The sequence below is a fragment of the Xanthomonas albilineans genome, from assembly GCF_002939705.1.
GTDB classification, from domain to species: Bacteria; Pseudomonadota; Gammaproteobacteria; order Xanthomonadales; family Xanthomonadaceae; genus Xanthomonas_A; species Xanthomonas_A albilineans.
On record NZ_MDCB01000107.1, the window covers coordinates 1 to 405 of the forward strand.

Annotated in this window: 1 protein-coding gene; it reads right to left on the bottom strand. The window is 65.2% G+C overall.

What is annotated here, in order from left to right:
• The coding region (locus XalbCFBP2523_RS16965; protein ID WP_211286588.1) for a hypothetical protein at positions 1 to 253 on the bottom strand (253 nt) is incomplete at its 3' end.
• Between the last annotated feature and the right edge of the window lie 152 nt (positions 254 to 405).

The window sequence follows — 405 nt, forward strand, 5'->3', positions numbered from 1 at the left end:
GCAGGCGCAGCAGCAGGCGGCGCACCTGGCGCAAGCACACCGGCAGACACAACAGCCACCGGCTCACAGCAACCCGGCCCATGAAAAACCGGCCAGCGTGGACATGCAGGAGCAGGCGAGGATCGCGCAATTGCAGCAGCAGGAACAGCAAGCGCAGGCAGCGCGAGAGCAGCAACACCAGCTCGCGCAGCAACATGCGCAGTTGCATCGTCAGGCCGTGGACGCGCAGCAACGCGAACACGAACAGCGCCATAGCCAAGACCCCCGGTCGCATCAACACGAACAGCGCCAAGCGGGCGAGCCGATGCTGTACACCCCGCCGACGCGCCCACCGCGTTCGGATGAGCATCTCCAAGACTTCCGTCATCCGGGCCATGCGCTGCACTCGCGCTATACCCTGTTCAA